General features: G+C 32.7%; 21 protein-coding genes. 2 read left to right on the forward strand and 19 right to left on the reverse strand.

Annotated elements, in window-relative coordinates:
- Positions 1-3: 3 nt before the first annotated feature.
- The 19 genes from H8B04_RS17330 to H8B04_RS09385 all read right to left on the reverse strand — a co-directional run bounded on the left by H8B04_RS17330 (position 4) and on the right by H8B04_RS09385 (position 19,224).
- Complete coding sequence (locus H8B04_RS17330; protein ID WP_190302171.1) at positions 4-1,122, reverse strand: glycosyltransferase family 4 protein; 1,119 nt, start codon at positions 1,120-1,122, stop codon at positions 4-6.
- A 15-nt stretch (positions 1,123-1,137) separates the two neighbouring features.
- Positions 1,138-1,980 carry a hypothetical protein gene (locus H8B04_RS09300; protein WP_190302172.1) on the reverse strand — a complete coding sequence of 281 codons (843 nt, stop codon included), beginning with the start codon at positions 1,978-1,980 and terminating at the stop codon, positions 1,138-1,140.
- Complete coding sequence (locus tag H8B04_RS09305) at positions 1,977-3,173, reverse strand: O-antigen ligase family protein (RefSeq protein ID WP_190302173.1); 1,197 nt, start codon at positions 3,171-3,173, stop codon at positions 1,977-1,979. The genes H8B04_RS09300 and H8B04_RS09305 overlap by 4 nt, the downstream gene beginning before the upstream one ends.
- Positions 3,174-3,272: 99 nt before the next feature.
- Complete coding sequence (locus H8B04_RS09310; protein ID WP_190302174.1) at positions 3,273-4,415, reverse strand: glycosyltransferase family 4 protein; 1,143 nt, start codon at positions 4,413-4,415, stop codon at positions 3,273-3,275.
- A gap of 1 nt (position 4,416) precedes the next feature.
- A complete protein-coding gene (locus H8B04_RS09315) occupies positions 4,417-5,511 on the reverse strand; it encodes a polysaccharide pyruvyl transferase family protein (protein WP_190302175.1) in 1,095 nt (364 codons plus the stop codon).
- The gene (locus H8B04_RS09320) at positions 5,504-6,955 is read right to left on the reverse strand and encodes a lipopolysaccharide biosynthesis protein (RefSeq protein WP_190302176.1); all 1,452 of its coding nucleotides are present in this window, start codon (positions 6,953-6,955) and stop codon (positions 5,504-5,506) included. Before H8B04_RS09320 ends, H8B04_RS09315 begins: the two co-directional genes overlap by 8 nt.
- Before the next feature lie 43 nt (positions 6,956-6,998).
- A complete protein-coding gene (locus H8B04_RS09325) occupies positions 6,999-8,165 on the reverse strand; it encodes a nucleotide sugar dehydrogenase (RefSeq protein WP_190302177.1) in 1,167 nt (388 codons plus the stop codon).
- Between the two features lie 136 nt (positions 8,166-8,301).
- The gene (rfbA, locus tag H8B04_RS09330) at positions 8,302-9,159 is read right to left on the reverse strand and encodes a glucose-1-phosphate thymidylyltransferase RfbA (protein WP_190302178.1); all 858 of its coding nucleotides are present in this window, start codon (positions 9,157-9,159) and stop codon (positions 8,302-8,304) included.
- Between the two features lie 11 nt (positions 9,160-9,170).
- Positions 9,171-10,028 carry a dTDP-4-dehydrorhamnose reductase gene (gene rfbD / locus H8B04_RS09335; protein ID WP_190302179.1) on the reverse strand — a complete coding sequence of 286 codons (858 nt, stop codon included), beginning with the start codon at positions 10,026-10,028 and terminating at the stop codon, positions 9,171-9,173.
- Positions 10,029-10,037: 9 nt separating this feature from the next.
- Positions 10,038-10,571: a dTDP-4-dehydrorhamnose 3,5-epimerase gene (gene rfbC / locus H8B04_RS09340; protein ID WP_190302180.1), complete on the reverse strand. Its 534-nt coding sequence runs from the start codon at positions 10,569-10,571 to the stop codon at positions 10,038-10,040.
- A gap of 29 nt (positions 10,572-10,600) precedes the next feature.
- Positions 10,601-11,656, reverse strand: coding sequence for a dTDP-glucose 4,6-dehydratase (rfbB, locus tag H8B04_RS09345; RefSeq protein WP_190302181.1), 1,056 nt, complete (start codon positions 11,654-11,656; stop codon positions 10,601-10,603).
- On the reverse strand, positions 11,646-12,773 hold the full coding sequence (gmd, locus tag H8B04_RS09350) for a GDP-mannose 4,6-dehydratase (protein ID WP_190302182.1): 1,128 nt from the start codon (positions 12,771-12,773) through the stop codon (positions 11,646-11,648). Before gmd ends, rfbB begins: the two co-directional genes overlap by 11 nt.
- Before the next feature lie 5 nt (positions 12,774-12,778).
- Positions 12,779-13,729: a GDP-L-fucose synthase family protein gene (locus H8B04_RS09355; RefSeq protein WP_190302183.1), complete on the reverse strand. Its 951-nt coding sequence runs from the start codon at positions 13,727-13,729 to the stop codon at positions 12,779-12,781.
- 14 nt (positions 13,730-13,743) lie between these two features.
- On the reverse strand, positions 13,744-14,739 hold the full coding sequence (locus H8B04_RS09360) for a mannose-1-phosphate guanylyltransferase (protein ID WP_190302184.1): 996 nt from the start codon (positions 14,737-14,739) through the stop codon (positions 13,744-13,746).
- 82 nt (positions 14,740-14,821) lie between these two features.
- Positions 14,822-16,108 (reverse strand): nucleotide sugar dehydrogenase, encoded by a 1,287-nt coding sequence (locus H8B04_RS09365; RefSeq protein WP_190302185.1) that lies wholly within the window; start codon positions 16,106-16,108, stop codon positions 14,822-14,824.
- Positions 16,109-16,265: 157 nt separating this feature from the next.
- Positions 16,266-16,721: a hypothetical protein gene (locus tag H8B04_RS09370; RefSeq protein WP_190302186.1), complete on the reverse strand. Its 456-nt coding sequence runs from the start codon at positions 16,719-16,721 to the stop codon at positions 16,266-16,268.
- 113 nt (positions 16,722-16,834) lie between these two features.
- Entirely contained in the window at positions 16,835-17,308 is a 474-nt protein-coding gene (locus H8B04_RS09375) for an adenylyltransferase/cytidyltransferase family protein (RefSeq protein WP_190302187.1), read from the reverse strand.
- A 27-nt stretch (positions 17,309-17,335) separates the two neighbouring features.
- Positions 17,336-17,872, reverse strand: coding sequence for a 3'-5' exonuclease (locus H8B04_RS09380; RefSeq protein ID WP_190302188.1), 537 nt, complete (start codon positions 17,870-17,872; stop codon positions 17,336-17,338).
- Between the two features lie 71 nt (positions 17,873-17,943).
- Positions 17,944-19,224: a replication-associated recombination protein A gene (locus tag H8B04_RS09385; protein WP_190302189.1), complete on the reverse strand. Its 1,281-nt coding sequence runs from the start codon at positions 19,222-19,224 to the stop codon at positions 17,944-17,946.
- Between the two features lie 96 nt (positions 19,225-19,320).
- Between H8B04_RS09385 and H8B04_RS09390 the strand changes: the two genes are divergently transcribed.
- Together H8B04_RS09390 and H8B04_RS09395 are read left to right on the forward strand one after the other, a co-directional pair.
- A complete protein-coding gene (locus tag H8B04_RS09390) occupies positions 19,321-20,433 on the forward strand; it encodes a tetratricopeptide repeat protein (protein WP_190302190.1) in 1,113 nt (370 codons plus the stop codon).
- Positions 20,434-20,552: 119 nt separating this feature from the next.
- Positions 20,553-22,670, forward strand: a complete 2,118-nt coding sequence (locus H8B04_RS09395) for a carboxy terminal-processing peptidase (protein WP_223815347.1) — start codon at positions 20,553-20,555, stop codon at positions 22,668-22,670.
- The last annotated feature ends 29 nt before the right edge of the window (positions 22,671-22,699 follow it).

Below are 22,699 nucleotides of genomic sequence, written 5' to 3' on the forward strand. Positions count from 1 at the left end.
AGACTAACTATTTAAGATATTGATATAAAACTTTGAAATATTTGACCATCGAAACTTTTCAAAATCAATTTTATTGATTTCTTTTTTATAAAGCTTATAATTAGTAATTAGACTTTTTAAACCTCCAACTATACTTGATAAATCATGAGGATCAATAGCTTCTCCTATTTTTTCTTGAAATACTCCATCAACTCCTTCATTTTGGGAATATAACAAAGGTAAACCTTGACTTAATGCTTCTATATAAACTAATCCAAAAGTTTCCCTATAAGAGGGCATAACAAAAAAACTTGAATCTCTAAAGAACCTAACAATTTCCTTCTTATCTTGAACTTCACCTAAAAAACTAATCCATGGTTTAGACTTCACTAAAGCAGATATTTTCCCATTTATATCTTTATATCCCCCAATAATCTTTAAGCTTATTTTAGGATGCTTCTCTCGAATTATTTCTAAAGCGGATATTAATTTTTGTACATTTTTACGTTTTTCGAATGAACCTACATATACAAAATCAAAACAATGAGATTTATCTACATTTTGTTGATTATCTATCCAATATTCATCTATCCCATTATTTAAAATTGTCGATCTATGGTCCAAATCGATAGGAAGTCTTGATTTCAAATAAAAATTATTAACCACCTTCCTTTTAATTGCGTGCGAAATATAAAACACATGTTTTGCGTGTTTTATAATATTTAAAGCAAGTGGTAATAGATCCGGTCTATACTTAAAAAAAACATCTACATCAGTTGACCTTATAGATACTGTGTAAGGTATGTTAAATTCATTAAATAATTTATACGCTAGAAAACCATCGCTAAATAAAGTAGTAGCCAATGAGAAATCTATATTTTTTCCGATAATAACTTCTAATAGCTGTTTATAAAGAAACTGAATTTTATATTCAAATATTATTAAATGAAGTTTATTTAGTTTATTTGAATAAAAAATAGAAGACTCTGGTTGTTTATATTTAAATACATTTTTACCAACATGATTTTGATTTCTCAAAGGATGAAAAACAAATTGAATACACCCCCTATCATCTAACGACTTATATAAATTTGTATGAACCTTTGAGTATGCAAAATCATTGCAAATATGAAGTAATCTCACTTTTAAATAATAAAATTATCTGTTATAATAATAATGGAATATGTCATCTTGACTATAATTTCGGAATTTATTATTGTGGTCCTTCTTTTTATATTTTTCATAATTTTTAGTCATAGGATCCCAGTACACAATGCCATTAATACTTCTTCCCTCAAAAGAAAATGTGAATATTCTTTCTATATAATTAACATAACTTATTTTATCCAAAATCTGAGTTCCCCAACTTTTATTATAAGGGTGAACCATGTACCACGTAAAAGGTATCACTAATTTGTTATACTTTACGGCTAATTTTAACGTCTCTCTTAAATTAATATCTATATGGCTATAATTTTTATCTAAACCTTTGTTTTCGCTATTAGAAAAATTTAAATACAACGAAGGAAATATAACATCACTTATTTTAATAATTTTGTCAATTCTTGATTGATCGATATTATACCTTGATAGAGTTTTAAAGGGAATACCATAAAATCCAATTTTTACATTCGGTCTTAATTTTTTACACAATTTCAAAATATTCAAGAAATGATTTTCAGCGTTAATAAAACGTTTTGAATTTATAGCTCTGTCCCTTAAATCCTTATAGAGTTGATTCTCCAAATCAATGCAGAAAATCCCCACATCATTTTTATTTGGAAATTTTGAAACTATAAACTTCTCAATATTTAAATAATTTACCGTACCATCATTATTTGGATCAATAGTTCCACCATATATAATGGCTATAGATTTAAATACATAACGGCTATTTGATACTTTAGGCTTTTCTTTGTTAATATAAATAACTCTATTAGTTTGACCAAAACCAATAAAATAAATCAAAACCATTAAAATAGACAAAAAAATATTTTTCATTCTCCTTTTATTTTTATACCGGCAATTATCCCCATTGATATGAATAGGGCATTACTTAAATATATAGACTCTGTAAAATTATAGTGGATTAAAGATTGTACAAAAAATATAATAACCCATGTATATTTATTATCATATCTTAATAGAGCAAAAGACTTCGAAAATATATATATTAAAAATATTAAAAATGACAAAAAACCAATCAGTCCAGTGGCCATCATAATCTCAATAAAAATATTATGAGGATAAATTCCCCCTATTTCAAGTCTTCCACCTAATAAAGGTGAATCCATAAATTCATTTAATGAATTGTCCCATAGAGTCAAACGAGTACTAGCCGAATTATCGTTTGATATATTATTAAGGTTTTCTAATCTATCAAATATTCCAGAACCAACCTTAAAAAACAACCAAATAAAAAGTGGAGTAGAAAATAAAATGATTTGTATAAATTTGATTCTGAAAGTCCTATTTCCATTCACTAATAAAATTATAAGTGTTATTATTAATGCCAAAAATGCCCCTCGAGAAGAACCTATTAAAGTAAGAATAAAAGAAATCAGTAGAATAGCAATGTAATACAATTTTGTAGGAAAATTATAACCTTTGGATGTACTTGATAATTTATAAAGAACTAAACCTATTGTTAATGTAGAAGTATATGCAAGTATTAAAGGGTTAATAGTTTTGGCTTCATATCCTTGGTACTTTGCTTCTGTTAATCTTCCTATATTTCCTGAAAATATCAAATCACTATATAAATATATAGATGTGATTCCTAATATAAAACCTGCTAAAATAAATGCATTAATTATTTCGTTGCCATACTTTTGAAAATCTATCCTTTTAAAAAATATATAAGGAAAAATACAATAAATAATGGTATAAAGACCGAAGTCAAAACTATCTTTACTTTCATAAACTACATTACCGAGCAAATCGAGGTAAATCTTTATAAAGTATATAAACCAAAAAAAATAAAGAAAAATAGAAAAGTCAAAATTTTGAGATTCTTTTATTTTGTTTCTGTAAACTACTAAATATAAAATTATACATAAAGTAATTATAATTCTAAAAGGAATAGAATAAAATCGAGTAAGATCCTCTAGTTTTAAAGATAACATTAAAACTATACCTATATAGAATCCTATATAAATAAAAAAAGATATTATTCTTACTAAATACTTGTCCATTTACATAACTCCCTAAGCAGAGAACCCAGATTAATATTAATTAATAATTTATTATCATTAACATATTAAATTCTAATACTTTGTTGTATTAATTCAAATTTAACTTTTATAATTATATTCTTTATTTAGTATAGACAGAAATTTTTTACAGTTAGTTTCAACGGAAAATTGAATGGATTTAGATATATTGTTTTCCTTAATGTTTTTCCATTCATTTTTCATCCGAAAACTACGATTAAAGGCCTCTAGATATCCATTGGTATCAGGAGTTTTAACTAACCATCCATTCAGATTATCGAATATCATCTCAGAAGGTCCTCCTAAATGATACGCAATAACAGGTTTTCCAGCACCTAAAGCCTCTGCTATACTTATTCCAAATGGTTCAGCATTCCTTCTACCGTTGACAATAATATCAACAGATGAATAAAAACATGAAACATCTGAAATCGCACCTAATAGAAAAATACGATTATTTAAATAAATTCCCGCTGCCTCCTTTACTTTGTTTTCAAATTCTTCACTATCTTTTCCTCCAGCGATTAATAAGCACACATCTTCATTTAATAAATCTGATTCTAAAAATGCTTTAACAACAATGTCTTGTGCTTTATCATGCGTTATCCTTGCAAGAATTCCGTAAATTACTGTATTTTCAGAAATTCCTAATTCCTGCTTTATGTTACGCGTTATTTCTTTGGGTATAATGCGATCCTTATTAAAACCAGGATAAATTACATGTTTACTAATATATCCAATAGACTTCTGTGTATATAAGCTATTTGCTACTGGTTTTATATTCAAAATCCTGAAAATAAAATTATAAAACAGATAGGAGAATTTATTGCTAACAATATTTGGCATATGCCAATAAACATTTGTTTTCAAGAATAATCCTAGAAAACCCGACAAGAATAGCAAATTTGCTCTTCTATAAATAAGAGCTGTGTAATTATTACGAATTAGAGTGGAGGCAAGACGTTTTTTGTTATTTTTGCCATAAACAAATGCTTTAAAAATATTTTTAATAATAGTCCATGGGCTACCACTAAAACTAACATTTAAGTTGTCAATTTCATAAACATTTTGAACTAACGATTTATAAATTTCTAATCTTGGGCCTTTATCTAATATAATCGCATCGACTATAACTCCCTTCTTAACAAATTCTTTAATAAATTGGACTTCACAAGTAAAAACACCTCCATCGTCATTACTATTTAATATCTTTAAAATTCGCATATTAAGACTGTAATAATTCTTTTAAAAGTTTCTTGTTATTAAGAGCATTTTCTATTAATAAACTATTAATACTAATCTTATCAGTTCTTTCTATAATACTCTGTAATTCTAATGACTTTTTAGAATCCAATAAATCATATAAATCGAATTGCAAATTCGACAAACCTATTTGCTTGAAAAATCTTTGGGTTTTTGGATGTTTTGAAATACCAATAGGTCGTACCCCCAATGCGTATGAAGTTATGGCAACGTGTAGTTTAGTAGTAATTACACTATCACAAGTAGATAAAAACTGTAATGTATCTTCAGGTGATATATATTCCTTAATAGACCAATTAACATCTAAATCCTTTCTTAACTGATCAAAGAAAAGGTATTGGTAACAATGTTTACCCAACCCATGATCTACTAAAAAATGAAAATCAAAATTTCCCTGTATTTGTTTTATTCTAGTTAAGAAATCAACAAGCGCGGGCCTTATCATTTCAAAATCCTTTCCAGGATCAAGAGGGATATGAAACACGACTCTTTTTTGGGCTTTATTTATTTGCTTTGAAACATAATATTTACTATTTATGTCTGCTAATGATAAGGCTGAATCAGGATTTACATGAATTTTTCCCTTATAGCCATATTTAATAAGATATTGTTTTGACTCTTCATCTCGTACACTAACAATTCTAGCTCCATTAATCACAAACATTCCTATTTTTCGAATGAATAAATTATCTAAAGGCCCAAAACCTATTCCAAAAAAACCATAAGGCTTACCTTTTAAACGAGATAATATCCCCGGCATCATATGATGCAAAACAAATTTTACTCTCCATCTTAATGAAGGATTTCTTGGTTCCCCAAAATATCCCCCACCACCATAAACTATAAAATTGGCTTTATTTACAGCTTTACTAATTGGTAAATGAGATTGTACATTTAAATAACGACCATAGTAATCATTAGCCATATCAAGCACCACTTCTCCTCCTATTTCCTCAATCCAGTTTTTGTATATTGCCATTAGCAACACATCACCGTAATTATGATTTCTACTAGCTCCATGTAAACTTACTATAGGTGTTTGTTTTTTATTATTCATTTTTAAATTTTCTTTCTTTAATAAACTTTCTAATTATAGCTACTACCTCAAATTTTAATAAAAAAGCCATGAGAAAATACATTATATACCCAATAAACAAACCCAATAATACACGGCTAAAATTATTTAGTGATATAAACGCATTATTATCTAATACATAGACAAGAAATCCCACACCTATGGACAGCAAATAAATTCCTATTATATCTAAAATTTGTTCTTTTAACGAGTAGTTAATCATTCGTGAGGAATACATAGAATTTAGACCTACAGAAATAATAGAAAATAGACATTGGGAGATAAGTATTCCATATATTCCATATTGAACTGAAACAATAATTAAAACTGTTAAAATAATTTTTTTAATAATATTCAGTTTTAACACCAAATCTGATCTACCCTTTACTCTTAAAATATTTAAATTATATCTTTGAAAAGGATGTAATACCCCCACAACAGTCATAATTTGAAAGAATGGCACCATTGGGAGCCATTTATCCGTGAGCAACAATGTAAATAGAGGTGTAGCTAAAACTGAAAATAAAATCATTGTAGGTGTTAAAAAGAAAACAACTAGATTAAAAATTTGTCGGTAATATCTTTTTAATCTAACATTATCATCTTGAATTTGAGAAAACATAGGATATGTGACTTTTTCTAATGCTGTAGATAAATTCTTACTAGGAAAAAGTTGAAAAAGCTCTGCGCGGTTATAATATCCTAAAACCTGAGGAGAAAATGTTTTCCCGATTATTACTCCATAAATATTATCATAAATAGAGTTTAAAAGAGATGCAATAGTTAACTTATACCCAAAGTTGAAATGATATTTTAACCTTTCTTTATTAAATAAAAATTTCGGTATCCACTTAGATCTTACCCAATATTGAATAGATAATAAAATATTTTGTAATAAATTATATATTACTATACTCCAAACCCCCCATCCAGTCTTTGCTAAATAAATACTTACTACTCCTGAAATTATCAATGAAGGAATTTGAACCAATACTTGAGTCCTGAATTTCATCTCCTTAGTAAGCTTAGTAATTTGGATAATAGAAAAAGCATTTATCACAAAGCTTATACAATAAACTTTTATAACACTATCCAATATTGGCATTGCATAAAAAGCTGAAATATAAGGGGCACTAATAAAGGCAATAATATATAAAACAAAACTAACTGTAATATTGAGAAAAAAAACAGTCGAATAGTCAACCTCCGAAATATCTTTGTTCCTAATTAGGGAAGAAGTCATTCCTGAATCGATAAGGTTATTTGCAATAGATATAAATATTTGAAGTAAGGCAATTACCCCAAAAGCCTCTGGCATCAATATTCTTGCTAAAAACAATTGCACAAGAAAATTGATGCCTTGGTAACCAAATTGTTGAAAAATAGTCCAAAATAAACCTGATACTGCCTTAACTTTTAGAGACATTCATTTTTTATTATATATAAATAATTTTAATAGATCTCTTTTTTTAATCGTTACCGAATAAATCTCTTGTATATACTTTATCTTGCACGTCTGCTAGCTCAGGTGCATTTCTATTCGATACGATTACATCACATTCTTGCTTAAAAGCTTCTAAATCGTGACTTACTATTGAACCAAAGAAAGTTTCTTCTTTTAATACAGGTTCGTAAACGACTACTTCCACACCTTTAGCTTTGATTCGTTTCATTATACCTTGAATGGCAGACGCTCTGAAGTTATCAGAACCTGACTTCATAATGAGACGATATATACCAACTTTCGTAGGGTTTTTAGCAAGAATAGAATCAGCAATAAAATCTTTACGTGTTCTATTCGCATCTACAATTGCTTTAATCAAATTATTTGGAACAGCATCATAGTTCGCTAACAACTGTTTAGTATCCTTTGGCAAACAATAACCGCCATATCCAAATGATGGATTATTATAATGTGAGCCAATCCGCGGATCCAAGCCCACACCTTCAATAATTTGTTTACTATCTAAATTGAAAATTTGTGCATAACTATCCAATTCATTAAAATAGGCAACACGCATTGCTAAATAAGTATTTGAAAACAATTTAATTGCTTCAGCTTCGGTTGCATTTGTATAAAGCGTTGGAATATCTTTTTTAATAGCGCCTTGTTTTAATAATTCTGCAAAAACAGTAGCACGTTCACTTTGTTCTCCTATAATAATACGTGAAGGATAAAGATTATCATATAGAGCTTTACCCTCTCTTAAGAATTCTGGAGAGAAAATAATATTATCAAATTGTAATGATTTTTTTAGTCCATCTACGAAGCCTACAGGTACAGTTGACTTAATTACAACAATAGCTTCAGGATTATATTCTTTTACTTCTGACACTACGGATTCTACACTTTTCGTATTGAAATAGTTAGTTTTTGGATCATAGTCAGTGGGAGTAGCAACAATGACATAAGACGAATTTTTATAGGCTTCATCTTTGTCTAATGTAGCTTTAAAATTCAACGTCTTAGTTTGCAAATAATCAGTAATCTCTTTGTCTTCAATTGGAGATTTCTTGTTGTTTAACATTTGAACTTTTTCCGGAACAATATCTAAAGCAACGACTTCATTGTGTTGTGCCAATAATATTGCATTTGATAAGCCTACGTATCCTGTACCAACTATTGTTATTTTCATATGTTTATTTACCGCTGTGGTTTAAATTTTATTATTCGTGTTAGTTTTTAAAGCGCTTCAAAATTACATCTTTTTTTTATAGTTTTTAATCTACTTCCATATTTATTAAGTATTATACTTATAATTAAGGATTTCTTTAAGAAATTTTAATTAAATATTCTCCATACCCACTTTTTCGTAAAGGCTCTGCCAATTTCACCAATTGATATCGATCAATATACCCCATTCTATAGGCAACTTCTTCTATTGCACCTATTTTCATGCCTGTTCGCTCTTCAATCACCTGCACAAATTGCCCTGCTTGCATTAAAGATTGAATCGTTCCTGTATCCAACCAGGCAGTTCCACGATCAAAAACACCAACTTTTAGTTTTCCGCGTTTTAGATATTCCTTATTTACATCGGTGATTTCCAATTCTCCACGAGGTGATGGTTGAATATTCTTCGCAATATCAACAATATCATTATCGTAGAAATACAAACCTGGTACAGCATATTTTGATTTTGGTTGCTTAGGCTTTTCCTCGATGGAAACAACCATATTATTTTCATCAAACTCCACAACCCCATATCGTTCGGGATCATTAACCTGATAGGCGAATACCACACCTCCCTCTGAGTCTGCACAGGATTGTAACAATTTGGACATTCCTGAACCGTAGAATATATTGTCACCTAATATTAAAGCAACCTTATCATCACCTATAAATTCTTCACCTAGAATAAAAGCTTGAGCTAAACCATCAGGCGAAGGCTGCTCTTTGTAATAAAACTTGCAGCCAATTTGGGAACCGTCACCTAATAATTTCTGAAAATTTGGTAAATCTTGCGGAGTAGAAATAATTAATATCTCATTAATTCCGGCCAACATCAATGTAGACAAAGGATAGTAAATCATCGGCTTGTCATACACAGGCATTAATTGTTTTGACACAGCTAGCGTCAAAGGATGCAAACGAGTACCGGAACCTCCGGCAAGAATAATTCCTTTCATCTATAGATTTTTTATAGTGAGATCTTATTTAACATTTCTACCAAACTATCTCTCCAATAAGGTACTGTGATAGCGTAAGTATCTTTTATTTTTGATTTATTCAAAAGAGAAAATTTAGGTCGCTTAGCAGGTGTTGGATAAGCTGTAGTCGGAATTGCATGAATAGTGCACTCTAAATTCTTAATTTCTTTTATAGCTACTGCAAAATCATACCATGAAATTTCTCCTTCATTGCTATAATGATAAATACCAGAATTCCAAGAACCACTGTCTATTATTCCTACAATTGTTTGTGCTAAATCTCGTGCATATGTTGGTGAACCAATTTGATCATTTATCACCGAAATTTCATTTCTTTCGTTCATAAGACGCAACATGGTCTTAACAAAATTATTACCGTAGGTAGAATAAACCCAAGCAGTACGAATGATGATGGATTCTGGACAATATCTCAGAATTGCCTGCTCTCCTTTTAATTTCGTCTCTCCATATATATTGATAGGATTGACTTCCGCATCTTCTTTTAAAGGAGATGATGAATTCCCATCAAACACATAGTCAGTAGAAATAGCTATAAGTTTGGCTCCATATGCTGCACAATATTTCGCAATTTCTCCTGAAGCCAAATGGTTCACTTTATCCGCTAATTCTATTTCAGATTCAGCTCTATCTACAGCCGTATAACCTGCTCCATGGATAATAAAATCTGGATTATATTCTTTTAGTCCTTCTTTAATAGATGCTGTATCGTCTAATGCTAATTGCTCTCTATCCAAAAAAAAGGTAGTTACATCGGTTCTTTCTTTATATAAATCTCGCAATTCAGAACCTAACTGCCCCGCAGCACCTGTTATAAGTATTTTCTTCATGAATGCTGATTATATAAATGCTCTTGCGTCTTTATCCTTATCAGATAAAATAATCTTATCAAAAGGAATTTGCCAATTAATAGCTAATGTTTTATCCAATGGATGTACTCCATCTTCTGAAGATTTATTATATACATTATCACATTTATAAAAAAAGGTTGCAGTATCTGAAAGAACGGCAAATCCATGTAAAAATCCTCTTGGAATATATAATTGCCTATTATTCTCAGCTGATAATTCTACCGCAACGTGTTCTCCGTATGTTGGTGAATCTTGTCGAACATCCACAGCCACGTCCAATACTTTACCTTCCAACACACGAACCAATTTTGCTTGCGCAAATTCTCCTATCTGTTGATGCAAACCACGGACAACTCCATAACTCGATTTAGATTGATTATCTTGAACAAAATTGGAATTAGCCTTAGTTAAATCTTCAAACTTAGCTTTGCTGAATGCTTCAAAAAAATAACCTCTACTATCTTCGAATATTGTAGGCTCTAAAATAAAGCAGCCTTTTAATTTAGTCTCTATCGCTTTCATTCGACATTTAGAGTAGAATCTTAATTCTACTATTTGCTATATTGTGTTTCGTAATATTTCTGATAATCGCCGGAGGTGACACTATCCAACCACTCTTGATTAGCTAAAAACCAATCAATTGTTTTAGATAAACCTTCTTCGAATGTAACTGAAGGCTTGTAGCCTAATTCTTTATTTATCTTAGTAGCATCAATCGCATACCGTAAATCATGTCCTGGTCTATCTTTTACAAAAGAGATTAATTGCGCAGCTGTTCCTTCAGGTCTTCCAAGCTTCTCATCGACTTGTTTACACAATTCTTTTACTAAATCAATATTTTGCCATTCATTGAAACCACCGACATTATAGCTATCCCCATTTTTTCCATTGTGAAAAACTAAGTCAATAGCTTTAGCGTGATCAATAACGAATAACCAATCTCTTGTAAACTTACCATCTCCGTATATAGGAAGAGGTTTGTTATTCAAAATATTATGAATACACAATGGGATTAATTTCTCAGGAAAATGATTTGGACCATAATTGTTAGAACAATTTGTAATGACAACTGGCAGACCATATGTATCATGATAAGCTCTTACAAAGTGGTCAGAAGAAGCCTTAGATGCAGAATAAGGAGAATGGGGATCATATGCAGTCTCCTCTGTAAATAATCGAGTTTCCCCTAACGTACCATAAACTTCATCAGTTGATACGTGGTGGAATCTTTTTCCTTCAAAATTATCCTTCCAAATTTCTTTTGCAGCATTCAACAAGTTTACTGTACCAATAACATTTGTCATCACAAATGCTGTTGGATTCGTAATGGATCTGTCTACGTGAGACTCAGCAGCTAAGTGAATGACACCGTCTGGCTGGTATTGCTTAAAGATTTCTAAGATATGAGCAGCATCGGTTATATCTGCTTTAATGAAAGTATAATTTTCTCTATTCTCAATATCTTTCAAATTCTCTAAATTTCCAGCATACGTCAATGCATCCAAATTTATGATTTGGTATTCGGGATATTTATTTACAAATTCACGCACTACATGAGAACCTATAAAACCTGCTCCTCCTGTAATTAGTATTGTTCTATTTTTCATTCTTTTCTTTAGCATTATTTTCCCAATTAGCATTATAAGAAGATCTCATCAAGTTAATATCAGAGGCAACCATTTCTTTTACAAGAGCCTCTAAATCATATTGAGGTTCCCAACCTAATTTAGTTTTCGATTTAGTAGGATCCCCGATTAACAAATCTACTTCTGTAGGTCTATAATATCTTGGATCTACGCGAACTACAGTTGATCCAATTTCTAACTGGTATAATGGATTATTGCATTTTACCACTTTCGCGATTTCGTTTTCTTGCTCTCCTTCAAAAGACAATTCTACCCCTATCTCTTCAAAGGCATATCTTACAAAATCTCGAACAGATGTTGTGATTCCAGTAGCTATAACATAATCTTCCGGAGAGTCTTGTTGCAAAATACGCCACATAGCTTCTACATAATCTTTTGCATGCCCCCAATCTCTCAAAGCATTCAAATTGCCTAGATATAAACAATCCTGCTTTCCTAAAGCAATAGCAGCGGTGGCCATGGTAATTTTGCGTGTTACGAATGTCTCACCACGGCGAGGAGATTCATGATTAAAAAGAATACCATTACAAGCAAACATACCGTAAGCCTCACGGTAATTCTTAGTGATCCAAAAACCATATATTTTAGCTACTCCATATGGCGAACGCGGATAAAAAGGAGAGTTTTCATCATAAAACCCCCTTTCATTTTTATTCTCAGGCATGCCTCCATAGAGTTCAGAAGTAGAAGCTTGATATATTTTGGTTTTCTTTTCTAAACCAAGAATCCTAACAGCTTCTAAAATGCGTAATGTTCCTAAGCCATCTACATTACCTACATATTCAGGGGAATCAAATGATACCTTCACATGAGACATCGCCCCTAAATTGTAAATTTCATCAGGCTGAACTTCCTGTATGATTCGAATAATATTGGTAGAATCTGTTAAATCCCCATAATGCAATTTGAAATTAACATTTTTCTCGTGCTGATCTACATATAAATGGTCGATGCGCTGTGTATTAAAAGAAGAGGCTCTTCTCTTAACTCCATGAACCATATATCCTTTTTCTAACAGTAATTCGGCTAAATATGATCCATCTTGCCCCGTAACCCCTGTTATTAGTGCTGTTTTCATTGTTATTAGATTTTTACTTCTTTGAAGTTGTCATGATTTGCTAAAAACCAGCCATAAGTACGAGAAATTCCTTCTTCCAATTCTACCTGATGCTTCCATCCTAAAGCATGCATTTTCGAAATATCCATTAGCTTACGTGGTGTACCATCAGGCTTACTAGAATCCCAGATTATCTCCCCCTTATGACCAACAATTTTTTGAATGGCCAAAGCTAAATCCTTTATCGATAAATCTTTACCTGTACCGACATTATATAAATATTCTGGTAGAATATTCTCTAAAGCAAAAATAACAGATGAAGCCATATCATCTACAAATAAGAATTCACGTAAAGGTGTCCCTGAACCCCAAAGTGTCACCGAGCTATGATTATCAAGCTTAGCGTCGTGAAATTTTCGAATCATTGCAGGAAGAACATGCGAAGTTTTTAAGTCAAAATTATCATGAGTTCCGTACAGATTGGTAGGCATTAAGCTTACATAATCTTTTCCAAACTGTTTACGTATAGCCTCACAGGCTTTAACACCTGCAATTTTGGCAAGAGCGTAGGCATCATTAGTTGGCTCAAGACTCCCTGTTAACAGATACTCCTCTTTTAAAGGTTGGGGCGCAAGCTTAGGATAGATACAAGATGAGCCTAAAAAAATAAACTTATCTACTTTTACATCCAGCGAAGACTGTATAAGGTTGTTTTGGATCTGAAGGTTTTCCATTAAAAACTGATAGGGATAATTATTATTAGCTAAAATCCCCCCTACACGTGCAGCCGCATCGATCACTACAGCAGGCTTAACCTCGTGAAAAAAATCTTCCACAGCCTGTTGATTTCTCAAATCAAGCTCTTTACTGCTTCGACCTATTAAATTATTATATCCTTCTGCTTCAAGTTGACGCCATATTGCAGATCCCACCATTCCTCTGTGACCCGCTATATATATTTTAGCATTTTTATTCATAATTGTAATAAACGTTAGTCAAGGAGTTTGGACTGTAGTTTATCCAGCATATTGTAAATCTTCTTTACGTCCTGCGATTTCTCTTTTTGAACAATCAAAAAAGCATCTTTCGTGTATATAAATATAGTGTTTTTTAATCCTACAAATCCTGTGAAAGTTTCCGTACCAATAACAATATTTCCATTGTCATCTTTAGGATAACCATTCTCAACCAAATAATCATATAATGCTTCGAAGGAGCCTAAATCAGACCATTCAAAAGAGGTTGGAACAACTCGGATACGTTTGGATCTTTCCATTACCGCGTAATCGACAGATATAGAAGGTATTTCCAAAGACAATTCTTCATCTAATATTCCTCCTTTAGAAATTTCCCACGCTTTCTTTGCTTTCTCATAAACTTTAGGCTCATACTGCTTTAACTCATCTAGAAAAACAGAAGCTTGAAAACAAAACATACCGGAATTCCACAAAAAATTACCTCTTTCTAGAAAATCTTCTGCCGTATCCAAATTTGGCTTTTCTCTAAAGGATTTTACTAAATCATCTTCATATTCGATATACCCATATCCTGTTTCAGGTCGTGTTGGTTTTATACCGAATGTCACAATATACCCTTCTTTAGCTTTCTCCACACCTTTTTGAATAGCCTCTGCATATGCTTCGCTACCAGAGATCATGTGATCCGAAGGTGTGACAATTAGAATATCTTTAGGTTCGACTGCTAATGCCGCAAACGCAATTGCAGCAGCTGTATTTCTAGGCGTTGCCTCTACAATATTCTTATACGGTAAGCCACAATTTACCATAGCTTTGTGGCTTAAATGCGTATTATCCCTATTTCCAACAATTACAACCTTATCCGCAACGCATTGATTTCTCTGAACAGTCATTTCGAATAATGATTTTCCATCAAATAAATCTAAGTACTGCTTTGGTGATTGTTTTCTCGACAAAGGCCATAATCTACTACCCACACCACCTGTTAATAAAACATGAATTATACTCATTATATGATATTTGTTTATTTCTAATATACCTTTTTAACTCATTTCTAGAGTTAATTACAAAATCTAAAGTTAAAAAATTATACTATAACCTAGCATCAATTTCGGACGGATTATATATTGCTTTGCAGTCAAATACTACAGATTTATTCGCTCTAATTTTGCTGAGGTCAAACTCTAAAAAACACGAATGTGCTACAGCTATAATTATGCCATCGTATCGCATTTTTTCTAATGTTTCTGAATTTTGTAATTCAATACCATACTTATTTTTAGCTAATACAGGATCTACCCATGGATCATATACAGCGGGACGGGTTTCGTATTCCAACAATTCGTTATATATATTAATGACACTCGTATTTCTTATATCAGGACAGTTCTCTTTAAATGTAAAACCAAGTATGAGAATATTTGCTCCTTTAATATTTATACCTTTTTGAAGCATCAGTTTTATTGTTTTTGAAGCCACAAATGCCCCCATCTTGTTATTTACGCGTCTACCCGAAAGTATAACTTCTGGAACATAGCCTAATTTTGAAGCTTTATGTGTTAGGTAATAAGGATCTACAGATATACAATGTCCCCCCACTAAACCAGGTTTGTACTTTATGAAATTATATTTAGTTCCTGCAGCATTTAATACCTGAGTCGTATCAATTCCCATTCTATCAAAAATCAATGCTAATTCATTGACAAATGAAATATTTAAATCTCGCTGCGCATTCTCAATAACTTTTGCCGCTTCTGCAACCTTTATGGATTCCGCTTTATAAGTCCCTGCTTTTATTATTGTTTTATAAAGACTATCTATCTCTTCAGCAATTTCGGGAGTGGAGCCTGAGGTTACTTTAACTATATTTTCTAAGGTATTAACCTTGTCCCCAGGATTAATTCTTTCTGGAGAATAACCTACAAAAAAGTCTCGGTTAAACACCAAACCAGATTCCTTTTCTAATATTGGAACACAGTCTTCTTCTGTACATCCTGGGTAAACTGTGGATTCAAAAATAACCATATCCTGAGACTTGAGTACGCTACCAACAATTTTTGAAGCGGATAAGATATAAGATAGATCGGGAGCATTAAACTGGTCAATCGGAGTCGGAACTGTAACGATATACACATTCGCATCATGAAGATCCTTAATACTAGAGGTTACACTATAACCCAGATCTTTTGATTGCTTGGCTAATTCCTGAACCTCCCGTAATTGATCTAGATTTGCTTCTAATGTTTTATCCACACCTTTGCGCAACTCCAAAACACGCTGTGTATCGACATCAAATCCTACAACTCTAAAATGATAAGCAAAAGCAATTGCTAATGGAAGACCAACATACCCTTGCCCTATTACAGCAATTTTCCTCATAATATTGAATAAATGTTCTAGGAGTTCCTATAGAAGACTTACCCCCCAACGTAAAATGTGGTTTATTATCAATCTTCGTATTAATAATAAACCACAATATCGCAAAAATACATTAAATATTTATTCAAACAGAATGATAAGCAGCAAATCTGTTTTCTTACTTATTAGGTATAATTTCCACAGGAAGTTTTGCTTTGAACGGAGACTTTTTATTTTGATCTTCCATAAGGAAGCCCGAAATAGTCACGTTACACTTCCCCAAACTTCTTGAACTAACAGATTTTGATTTTCTTACTCCTACTGAAAGAACTACCCCTTCTTTGGGCAAAGGAAGTTTGGTGGAAATCTTATTGTAATTTCTTATATGAACTTTGGAGTTGCTTAATTTTAAATTTTCAATATAGAATGCTCGAGACTCTTTATTAATTTCTTTGATATTAAACAACAATAAGCCATAATGGCCTTTTGTTTTAATAGCTGCTGTCTGAGTGAAATCTAATGATACCGACAAATTTATATAATCCTTAAAAATTTGACGTTTTTTGTATTCATAATAAAAAAAAACTCCGAGAATCAGGAGAATGATAATAGGTATAATTATTTCTAAAGGCATGGTTTGGTAATTTTTTACAAAGATACCACTAGAAAGCATATATTTTTTAAAAACATTAAAAAAAATCCTAAAAAAACAAATGGTCTGATAAAAATTATCAAACCATTTATGGGTTATCCTTTTGCGTTCTTTTCATTTTCTTTTTGTGCGACTATTTTTCGCAAACCAGAACTTGAAAATCGGTGATCACGGCTATTAAAATACAACTCTATCCCTTTTTCTTCGCAATATTTTCTACCAGTAAAGTCTCTGTCTTTATATTCGTCACCGACAATTCTCACGTCTAATTTGAAAGAACGCAATATGTCTTCCAAATCTTGCTCTGTAGAATAAGGCACAATTTCATCTACGTATTGACAACCACGCAATTGAATATAACGCTCAACTACAGTTTGAGTAGGCGCATTCTTCTCAGGACGATCCAAAGTAGGATCCATTTGCAGACCACAAATTAAATAATCGCATTGTCTCTTTGCTTCAGCTAACATCATGATATGACCTGCATGAAGTAAATCAAATGTGGAGAATGTGATACCTACTCTTGGGCCTGGATTGTAATCTCTATGTTTATTCTCTTTTTCTTCCATTTTAGATTTATTTTTTACTTATTAGGATTATTGATTTACTAACTGATATTTTATTAATTTATCTTTTGCTGAATCTTTCAACAAAAACAATTCAGCACTAGCTCGCGCGTCGGAAAGAGCATCATGGGGATTTAATTGTATTCCCATAATTTCGCAGACTACACTTAATTTAGTTTTCACGAAGCCCAATTGTTTATATATCTTGCTCGTGCATTCCCACCTTTCCTGAAGTCCTAAGTCTTCATACACCAATCCAGCATGTTGCATGCATCGTCTTAACACTTTACGATCTAATTCCTCGTTGTGCGCCACCATCTTTTGCCCGTACACTAGAGGCAAAATTTCAGGAAAAATATCAATAAATGTAGGTGCATTAGCGGTATCCTTGGCTTTAATACCATGCACACGAGTTGTCTGCCACATATATTTGTTTTCCGGAGGCTGAACAAGGCTATAAAACTCATTTACAATCTTTCCATCCTCGACACTAACCAATCCCACAGCACATACACTGTTATACTCAGAAGTCGCAAGCTCAAAATCAATGGATGTGAATGTATGCATTAAACAAAATTAAAAGTAATAATCAAAACCACAAACTGTTTCCTATTAAGTATACAACTATATTTTCGAACCTAATAACCATATTTTCCTTTCCACTTTTCTTTCAAGGAACTTCGGAGTTTATCTTCCGAGCTGTTCTTTCCAGGATTGTAGAGTGTTGTCCCTTCTATTGCTGAAGGCATAAATTCTTGTTCTATAAAATTGCCTGAATAGGCATGTGCATATTTATACTCCGTTCCATAATCCAACTCTTTCATTAATTTTGTAGGTGCATTGCGTAAATGCAGAGGTACAGAAAGATCTCCTGTTTGTCTTACTAGAGCTTGTGCTTTATTAATAGCTTCATAAGAAGCATTGCTTTTGGCTGATGAAGCCAAATACGTTACAGTTTGAGAAAGAATAATTCTTGACTCTGGCCATCCGATTACATTGACCGCTTGAAAACAGTTATTTGCTAAAAGCAAGGCATTAGGATTCGCGTTTCCAATATCTTCCGAAGCTAATATTAACAGTCTTCGCGCGATGAAAGAAGGATCTTCTCCTCCCTCTATCATCCTAGCTAACCAATATACAGCAGCGTTTGGGTCCGAACCACGTATAGACTTAATGAAAGCCGATATAATATCATAGTGCTGTTCTCCCGTCTTATCATACCTAGCCATATTTTGCTGAACCTGTTTCAATACAAAATCATTGGTGATAGGTATATTATAAGGAACCGCAGCATTGACTACCAATTCCAAAACATTAAGTAGCCTTCTCGCATCACCTCCGGATACTCGTAGCAATGCATCATATTCTTTAAGAATGATTTTGTCATTTTTCAAAAATTCATCTTCCTTAATAGCCTTATGAACTAATCCAATTAAATCATCCTTATCCAAAGATTCCAAAACATACACTTGACAGCGGCTCAAAAGAGCGGAAATAACTTCAAAAGAAGGATTTTCTGTAGTTGCCCCGATCAATGTAACCAAGCCTCGCTCTACAGCTCCAAGCAATGAATCTTGTTGACTTTTGGAAAAACGATGTATTTCGTCGATAAATAATATGGGCTGTTCCTGATTAAAATTCTGTAATTGTTCAGCCTTATCAATTACTTCTCTAACTTCTTTTACTCCTGATTTTATTGCACTAAGACTAAAAAATGGCCGATCCAATTCTTTGGCTATTAAAAAAGCAAGACTGGTTTTACCCACCCCCGGAGGCCCCCACAAAATCATGGAAGGCACATTTTTGCGAGATATGGCATTATACAATACTGCGTCTTCGCCTAATAAATGACGTTGACCAACATAATCACTAATGCTCCGTGGTCTTAATCTTTCTGCTAAAGGAATACGTGTCGCCATTATACTATATTAAGAAATACTTCCCAAAGTTACATAAAATCATTTGGCTTGAAAGTTGACTACTTTTGCTACATTTGATATTTAGCTTACATCATAATGAGATTTTTCACGACAGTGCTTTTTACTATTATATCAACAGTTTTTTTAGCTTACGGACAGACATCCCAACAAGATACATTAGATCCTTACGGATTCGTCACAAAATATGACACCGGGTTCAATGGAATAGGGCCAAAAGTCTATATCCTGCCTCTTCCTAGAACCCTCAAAGATGAAATGATTTATACTTACCAGGAGATTCAATCCTTCCAAGATTCAATCCGATTGGGTTTTCAGTACCAAAGACTTTTATCAACATTCAAGCATACTACAAACCATCACATTATAGAAAAAGTTCTTCCAGACACCATATCAGCTCAAGAATACAGTAGATTGCTCCAACAATTTAAAGATCAAAAGAATCATGCTGTCGTTTATGCATTATACAATAGTATAGCTGAAAATGACCTCCAGAATCACAATTCGGAAGAAGCTGTGAATGCTTTGAATACGGCCTTATCCCATGCTCAAGCCGCCCGAAATGAACTGGATATAGCCATTATCCAGTCCAATTTAGCGTCAATATTCTTAATAACTAATAGATTGCAAGAGGCTTTAACTTTAGAAACCCTTTACTTAGACCATGCGAACAAATCAAAAAATCTAGCAGATCAAGCTGCATCTAATACTCGAATTGCACTGATTCAAGCGTACGGAAAAGACTATAAAGCCGCGGAAAACACCGTGATTCGTAAAGCGATTCCGCTATTTAACAAATCGAAATTTTACGAAGGAAAGATTAATGCTTGGATAATTTTGGCAGAAATATATCGTTCTCAAAACAAACATACTGAAGCACAATGGTTTTTGATTCAAGCACGAGATTTAGCTAAAGAAAAAAGTTATAGTGAAAAACTTGCTATGATAGAATACATGTTGGGATCTTCCAAAATGATTCAAGCTAATTATAAAGTAGCAAAAAATGAGTTGGAATTAGCATGGAAACTAGCTGAAGAGAGTTCCAATAAATTCCTACAACTTGCCATTGCTGAACAATTAGGAAGATCATATGTTTATTTGAAAGACTATGAGGCAGCAAAGAGCTTTCTAGAACAGTATTGGACACTAAGAAACCATCTTTTTAGCAAAAATATTACATCAATACTATAAACTTTACCGCTTTTTAAAGTCAAAGGATTTAAGATTGATTTTTTTTTAACTAATTTTAGATTCTATAAAACCGAAGAGAAGAAGTCAATTCGAAAATGTTATTTCACAATACAATTTATATGTTTAAAAATTTTTTAGTCTGTTTAGCTTTTATTTCTGTAGTAGCATGTGGCTCGAAACCAAGAGTGGCTATTGAAGAAGGAGGATTAAGTCTTAAACCTTCTTTACAACATGAGATTATTGCTAAAGAAGTGGTAGGGATTTTGGAGAATTATAGCTACAAAAAAGTAGCTGCCAGCGATTCTATTTCTAATATTGTTTATGACAACTTAATAAAATCTCTTGACGAAGGAAAAAATTATTTTCTGCAGTCTGAGATCGACGAATTTGGACAATATCGTAATACTATAAGTCAAGATTTCCGCAATGGCGATTTATCGAGTGCATTTCATATATTTAATACATACAACAAAAGAGCCTTAGAAGTTCTTCAATACGCGCTTACTCAAGTAGATGCTTCTCACGATTTCAATAAAGAAGAAACTTACATCAACTACCGTGATAAGCAAAATTGGTTTACCTCTGACGCTGAACTTAAAGAGCAGTGGCGCAAACGTGTAAAGTTTGATTTATTGAACCTTAAGCTTACAACAGCGGAAGGAAAAGACGAAATGGCTAAGCACAAAGAGACATTAAAAAAGCGTTACAACAATTTAATTTCTCAAGCGAAGCAAACAAACTCTAATGATGCTTTTCAATTGATTATGAGTGCCTACACCAATGCAATAGATCCGCATACAACATACTATAACCCTTCATTTGCTCAACGATTCAATGAAGATATGTCCAATACATTGGAAGGCATTGGGGCTCGTCTGCAAATGGAAAATGAAATGGTAACCATCAAAGAAATTATCGCTGGAGGTCCTGCTTTCAAAGATAAAACGCTAAAGATGGACGATCGCATCATTGGTGTGGCTCAAGGAAATGGTGAATTTGAAGATATTATTGGATGGAGATTAGATGCTGCTGTCGCTAAAATCAAAGGTCCTAAAGGAACGGTAGTACGATTGAAAATATTACCTGCAGGAGCTGAACTTTCTGCTCAGCCTACAATCGTGAAATTAACACGTGAAAAAATAGTCATCGAAGAGGAATCGGCAAAAAGATCCATTAAGACTGTCAAAGGAGATGACGGTAAAAATTATAGAGTAGGCGTGATTACACTTCCAAAGTTCTATATCGATTTTGAAGCTTACCGAAAACGCGATCCAAACTATAAAAGTACAACGCGCGATGTAAGATTGTTGTTAGACTCTCTTAACAAAGAAAACGTTGATGCAGTTGTGTTGGATTTGAGAAATAACGGAGGCGGCTCTTTGCAAGAAGCCATTGAATTAACGGGTTTATTTATTGAGAAAGGTCCTGTAGTACAAGTAAAAGATACACGTAACCAAATTGAGGTGCACCAAGACGAGGATAGCAGTGTTTCTTGGAAAGGTCCTTTTGGCGTAATTATCAACCGTTACTCGGCTTCTGCATCGGAAATTTTTGCTGGAGCAATACAAGATTATGGCAGAGGTATCATTTTAGGTTCAACAAGTTATGGAAAAGGAACGGTACAATCTGCAGTAGATATGTCAAGATTCATAAGTTCCGTTAACAAACTAAAATTAAAAGCCGCGGGAGAGAAAGACGCAGATACGCCAAACGGTGCTCCTGAATTTGGACAAATCAATGTAACTATAGCTAAATTCTACAGAATTAATGGCAGCAGTACCCAGCACAAGGGCGTAGATCCCGATATCACCTTCCCTACACAGTTCACAGCAGAGAAATATGGTGAAAGTTCTGAACCTGCAGCATTACCTTGGGATCAAATTCGCTCGACCAACTACAATAAAGTAAGCGATCTTTCCTCTATTAAATCTCAACTTGCAGCTAAGCACGAAAACAGAATGAAAAATTCTGCTGAATATAAGTTCTTATTGGAAGATATTGAAGAATTCACCAAAGCAATGAATACTACTTCTACAATTAACTTGAATGAAGGGAAGTTGAAAAAGGAAAGAGAAGACAATAAAACAAAAAATAGAACTCGTTTAAACAAGTTATTGGAATTGCACAATATGCCGCTTTGGAAAGAAGGGCAACCCCAACCGAAAGTGGAATTTGATTTTATCTTGGATGAAAGTTTAAATGTGATGAAGGATTTTATTAAACTAAAAAATTCTTAAAAATACTTTTACAAAAAGCAAAAGGTGGA

The sequence above is a fragment of the Sphingobacterium litopenaei genome, from assembly GCF_014692495.1.
Classification (GTDB): Bacteria; Bacteroidota; Bacteroidia; order Sphingobacteriales; family Sphingobacteriaceae; genus Sphingobacterium; species Sphingobacterium litopenaei.